A 5,322-nucleotide genomic window follows, 5' to 3' on the forward strand; every position below is an offset into this window, starting at 1 on the left:
TTATTACGTGTGTGACTTTCTTTATTTTTAGAAAGAAAGTCTAGAACAGGTTTCATAGCTTCTTGAAATTGTGGTATTGCCATTCTTTTTACTTTTATTTTTAATTCTAATTTTTGCGAACTTGCGCATAACGAAATAGCGGAGACGACGTTTCCCGACCCTGAGTCCCGACGGGACGTTAGGGACTGGCCACGTAGCTTGCGTATGCAAGCGAGTGCCAGAAGGGAAATGTGCCGCAGGCCAAGCGAGGGCTCGTCCCGAAGCGAAGCGTTTCCGCGCTGTTATACGACGTTCTTGAGTTTTTTATATTTTTCCATTAATTAATGGGAGGTATTTTTCATTAATTGATTTAAGACTTCTAAGTCTTCTTTGTTTACTAAAATAATTTTCTGGATCTTATCATTTTTTATATAAAAAACTATGTTTTCAATTTTTGGAAAATATTTATTACTGATTAAGCTGGTTTCTATGTCTATACTAGAAACATAGACTTCTCTTATTAAATTTGTTTTTTTGTCTGAAAGATAGATTTTAAAGTATTGATTATTAATTTGAAGATCAATCGATTTAGCTAAAATTTGATCGTTTTCAGTGTATTTTATCTTTAATGAGTTGGGTGTGTAAGTTGATTTTTGGGAATCGAGAATGAAATATTATTTGATTCGAAAAATATATTTCCAGTAGAAAATGTTTTATGAATGTAAAATTCATCGTAAGTAACTTCTTGCTCAGGCCCTTTTAATAAAAAATTGCAGGAGAATAAAGTCAAAATACTAATTATTGAAATATGCTTTTTGTAATTTAACAATGGTGTATTATCTAAAATTCAAATTTGTTAAATAGTTTTTTTGAATTTTCTTCTTTGCATTTATAATAACTTAAGATTTCTATCAGACAGAAGTCTGGTGATTCTTCATTAGTGCAGCTTATTGCAAGGTTAGGCCGATGATAAGCTTCGCAATCAAATGGTTCTCTTTCAGTTTTACAGGAAATTAGTGAGAAAATCGTGTATATGTATATATACAATTTGAATTTTCTTAAATTAGTCATATTTTGTTATTTTGATTTTGTTAGATTAGTCTACGCGTATGTCGTATAACGAACTAGGGGAGACGACGTTCCTCGTAGCTGAGCCTTCGTAGAAGGCGTTAGCGTCGGCGCGTCTTCTTGCGTAGCGAGAAGCGTGACGGAGAGGAATGTGGCGCAGCCCAAGCGAGGCCGTAAGTGCCGAAGCGCAGCGTTTCCCCGCTGTTAGTCGCAGTTACGTGGAATAAAATATATAGTGATCTTTACTTATCAGGTCGGCTGGATGCAGATTGATAAATAAATCTAATTCTTTAGACAACTCCAATAATTTAGGGTCAGACAGCGAGAAATAGAATAGCAGTCTTTTTTCATCTATAGAAAGTATCGATTTAATATATTCGCGATAGTTGGTTTTGTTTTCACTTTTCTCGCCATACTGTATAAGTTCTTTAAGAAAATTAAGGTAATTCATAAAATGATCGGAAATTAACGTAAGGTATAAAGACGAACAAGCTTGAATAGAATATTTTATTAGATTTCGAATATATGGTTTGAATGTGTCCTTTATAGAAATCTTCTTCAATGCCAAAAATGATATTTAATGCTTTTTTATATTTTCCTTTTTCTTTTCTCGGCAAACCATTGTTTTTGAAAACTTCTGTAAACATTATAAACCATGAATATATGTTTTGAAAATATTTGCTTCCTGTTATGTTTTTTCATTTAAAGTAGGGAATGCATTTTCACTATTGAATTCTTCTACGTAGAATGAAAATTCGACATTATTCCTAATACTTAAGAATGCATTTAATAAATTGAAAAAATGCGTATCTTCATTTTGAATTTTAAATGAAGTCGTTGTTTTTTGAAGTTCTTCTTTTTGAAGAAAAAAAGTTAAGAATAAAAGAGATATAGTTGTAATTAGCCAAATGGTACTAAGTAGTCCTTGAATGATAGATACTATTTTGCTTGAATCTTCGATATTAATTTCGTTAATGGAAAATTTATATCCGCTTAATGAAAATTGAAAAATCAAAACTATAAGAAGTATAACTCCTATTAAGAAAGATGAAATTGCAAAGTAATTAATTATTTTAATCTTCATAGTAATCTAGTAATTGCGACTAACGAACTAGACTTACCGAAGTTCCCTGACCCTGAGTCCCGGAGGGACGTTAGGGACTGGCACGGAGTTTGCGGATGCAAACGAGTGACAGAAAGGGAATTTGCCGTAGGCCGAGCGAGGCCTAGTGCCGAAGCGTAGCGGTAAGTCGCTGTTATGCGCTGGCCAAGTTGAAAACCAGAATAAATTTAAACCACCGCTTGCGCAGTAATTCATTTTTGTTTTATTTTGTATTGTTCATATTTTAATTTAATATACTCTTCGCTCATTATGCCTGTCCTTTTACCATCGAAAAGATAATATCTACATGAAAAATTTGTATTATCTGGAATCTCCCCTGTATAAATGTCAATCCCATTAATTAAAATTGTAGGTGATCCTTGAAAGTTAAGTTTGGCAGCATCTTCAGGACTTTCAATTTCAACAATTTTTACTTCATTAATATTAATAACATTTTTTTTTATTAGTGTTTTTAGATTATTTAAAGTAGTACTTGCATTTGGACAATCATTAAAATATTGAAACTCAATCATCTAAAATACCATCACTAATAAAATTTTGAAATCGGCTTTCTGCTTTGTATTCATCACGATAATAAACCTATATTAATATTTAGACTATATCAAAACCGAGAGATTGACAATTCATATAATAGTAATTTCTCCAGATTTAACTCATAATTGCTAATTCGAAGTTTGAAATTCTTATAATTAAAAGTATCAACTAGGCTTGCGCATAACGAACTAGGCTAACCGACGTAGGCTGGCCCTGAGTCCCGGAACGGGACGTTAGGGACTGGTCACGACACTTGCGAAGGCAAGGGGAGTGCCAGAAGCCTATGTGTCGCAGACCGAGCGAGGGCGAAGTCCCGAAGCGAAGCGGTTAGATGCTGTTATGCGAAGTGGAGCTTTAGAATGGTTTTGATTCTTTTATTGTATCCTGTATTGTTCCGCCAAATGGCCTTCTACCAGTTAGACATGCACCATAAAAAATGAGATTGGATTCTTTAAGTTCTTCTTTTTTACTAGCGGGATTCTCCGAATTTTCTGAACTTAATAAGCCTGTTAACAGATACTCTCTACATCTTTTTTCATTTTCTTTTTTCGTGATTTCGATTTCGCAATTTAGAATGAATATTGCGTTAATATATAGGAATACTTTATGTATTTTGCTTATCTTTTTTAGCATATCTTTAAAGCCTTTTATTTTTTTCTGTGAAATACTATATGGTTTGAAGTAAATATAGCCATATAGTTAATCAAGTGATTTGAGTTATGGTTAATCTGAAAATTATTCGTGTTCATTCCATTTGAAGCAACTTACTTTTAGATCATATATTTGATCTTCATTTAAAGAGAGAAAGTAGTAATAGAAATTGCTATTTGACTTAAGTATTGGTGGTCTAATGAAAAGAAATTTGTAAGTGTAGTTTGACCTTAATTAATAGATTTGTATTTTGGTGGTAGATCCAATCAAAAGTAAGTTGGTAAACAAAATCTATATTATCTATTACTTTGACAGGTTAGGTAAGTTCATTTCAAATGTTCGAATATGTTCAGCACATTTCTGTAAAATTGCATTGTACTCTGTGCCTTTATATGATACCTTATGTCCGTAATTATTTTTTGCCTTCATTGAATATATGTTGTTTGAAATTTCTTCACATACAAAATTCCAATTAGGGAATTCCTTTTTTAAGGAATCTAGATTTTCATAAGTCATTGTTTTGCTCCATTTCGCATAACGAACTAGGGGAGACGACGTTTCCCGACCCTGAGTCCCGGCGGGACGTTAGGGACTGGCACGTAGTTTGCGGATGCAAACGAGTGACAGAAGGGAAATGTGGCGTAGCCCAAGCGAGGCCTCGTGCCGAAGCGAAGCGTTTCCCCGCTGTTAGCCGAAGTTTGGTATTAATCGGGAAAATCTGATTGTGCTTCCCTATCAATAATTGATTTTTCTACATCGGAGAAATTTTTTCCAATTTTCGTAATTTTAGGATAAAGAAATAAAAGCGATAGAATTCCTTCTATTGATGGATTAAAGCTAAAGACAGAAAAGACAACATTATAATAACATAGAGCAGTAAGTTGTCCAGGGTCTGTGAAACCGATATTTGAACTTCCGGAAATCGTATTTTTACCGGAGACACCATCTATATAACCTAAATTGTAGATTAATGATTTTGGACCGCCATGAACATAGTTATTTGCGAATTGATAGAATGGTTGTAGATAATGTGAGTTTGTTTTTTCCATTAAATCATTTAGGGAAATTCTATCTTTCGATAAAATGGAATGACTCCAACCAAAATTTTTTGAAAATGATTTCCCGTATTTTTCTATAATTTTATTATATTTGTTGTTAATTTTTTCCTGTGTTGATTCTGGAATTTTTTCGAAACCTAAATAATCTGCATTTCTTATATAAACTTCCATTTCTTTTTTTCTTTCGACGATTTCGTATTCAAAATATCGTATTGAAATCTCTTCTTCATGCAATGCAAGAAAGGAAGTAACTACTGAAACTTCTAATATGCTTCGCCATCTTGAGATTGCAGCAGAAGGATATCCTCCTTTGATTAAATAGACTATCTCGCTAGCTAATAAAGTTGATTTTTGTTGTAGTCGTAGTAAGATTTCAGCTTTCTTGGACTTATCACTCTCTAGTTTTTTTGCTGTGGTTTCTGCGATTCCTTTACAATGCTCAATAAAGATTTCCATATCTTGTATTGGCTTACTATATTCAAATAAAAGCCTATGTTTAAATCCTGAAGTATATTCGCGTGTTGAGATTAATTTGCTGTAGTCGCTTCCGTTAAAATCTGTTTCTATTAGTTTTTCGTATGAATCTATTATGGATTTTACTTCATTGAGGCTTTCTTTTTTTAGTTGAAGCTTTTCTATTATTAAATTCAGGAGATTATCATTATGCATATTTTAAGTTTTTACCAAATTTCGGCTAACGAACTAGGCTAACCGACGTAGGCTGGCCCTGAGTCCCGGAACGGGACGTTAGGGACTGGTCACGACACTTGCGAAGGCAAGGGGAGTGCCAGAAGCCTATGTGTCGCAGACCGAGCGAGGGCGAAGTCCCGAAGCGAAGCGGTTAGATGCTGTTATACGACGTGCTTGGGTTTAACTGGCTTTAAGTTCTTTATTATTTTTTATTTGCTC

At 33.6% G+C, this 5,322-nt stretch carries 5 protein-coding genes; all 5 read right to left on the reverse strand.

What is annotated here, in order from left to right; genetic code table 11:
* Window positions 1-1,261: 1,261 nt before the first annotated feature.
* Entirely contained in the window at window positions 1,262-1,615 is a 354-nt protein-coding gene (locus LEP1GSC195_RS20315; RefSeq protein ID WP_408605948.1) for a putative phage abortive infection protein, read from the reverse strand.
* Between the two features lie 120 nt (window positions 1,616-1,735).
* Window positions 1,736-2,131 carry a hypothetical protein gene (locus LEP1GSC195_RS17370; RefSeq protein WP_156827690.1) on the reverse strand — a complete coding sequence of 132 codons (396 nt, stop codon included), beginning with the start codon at window positions 2,129-2,131 and terminating at the stop codon, window positions 1,736-1,738.
* 230 nt (window positions 2,132-2,361) lie between these two features.
* The gene (locus tag LEP1GSC195_RS17375; protein WP_040507220.1) at window positions 2,362-2,682 is read right to left on the reverse strand and encodes a DF family (seleno)protein; all 321 of its coding nucleotides are present in this window, start codon (window positions 2,680-2,682) and stop codon (window positions 2,362-2,364) included.
* Between the two features lie 376 nt (window positions 2,683-3,058).
* Window positions 3,059-3,337 (reverse strand): hypothetical protein, encoded by a 279-nt coding sequence (locus LEP1GSC195_RS17380; RefSeq protein ID WP_015682812.1) that lies wholly within the window; start codon window positions 3,335-3,337, stop codon window positions 3,059-3,061.
* A 722-nt stretch (window positions 3,338-4,059) separates the two neighbouring features.
* The gene (locus LEP1GSC195_RS17390; RefSeq protein WP_040507221.1) at window positions 4,060-5,082 is read right to left on the reverse strand and encodes a DUF5677 domain-containing protein; all 1,023 of its coding nucleotides are present in this window, start codon (window positions 5,080-5,082) and stop codon (window positions 4,060-4,062) included.
* Window positions 5,083-5,322: the final 240 nt, after the last annotated feature.

Source organism: Leptospira wolbachii serovar Codice str. CDC, from assembly GCF_000332515.2.
Classification (GTDB): Bacteria; Spirochaetota; Leptospiria; order Leptospirales; family Leptospiraceae; genus Leptospira_A; species Leptospira_A wolbachii.

Bases quoted from the DNA above. Each gene is read 5' to 3' on its own strand.
- LEP1GSC195_RS17390 (WP_040507221.1), bottom strand. From the start codon at position 5,082: ATGCATAATGATAATCTCCTGAATTTAATAATAGAAAAGCTTCAACTA.
- LEP1GSC195_RS17380 (WP_015682812.1), bottom strand. From the start codon at position 3,337: ATGCTAAAAAAGATAAGCAAAATACATAAAGTATTCCTATATATTAAC.
- LEP1GSC195_RS17370 (WP_156827690.1), bottom strand. From the start codon at position 2,131: ATGAAGATTAAAATAATTAATTACTTTGCAATTTCATCTTTCTTAATA.
- LEP1GSC195_RS17375 (WP_040507220.1), bottom strand. From the start codon at position 2,682: ATGATTGAGTTTCAATATTTTAATGATTGTCCAAATGCAAGTACTACT.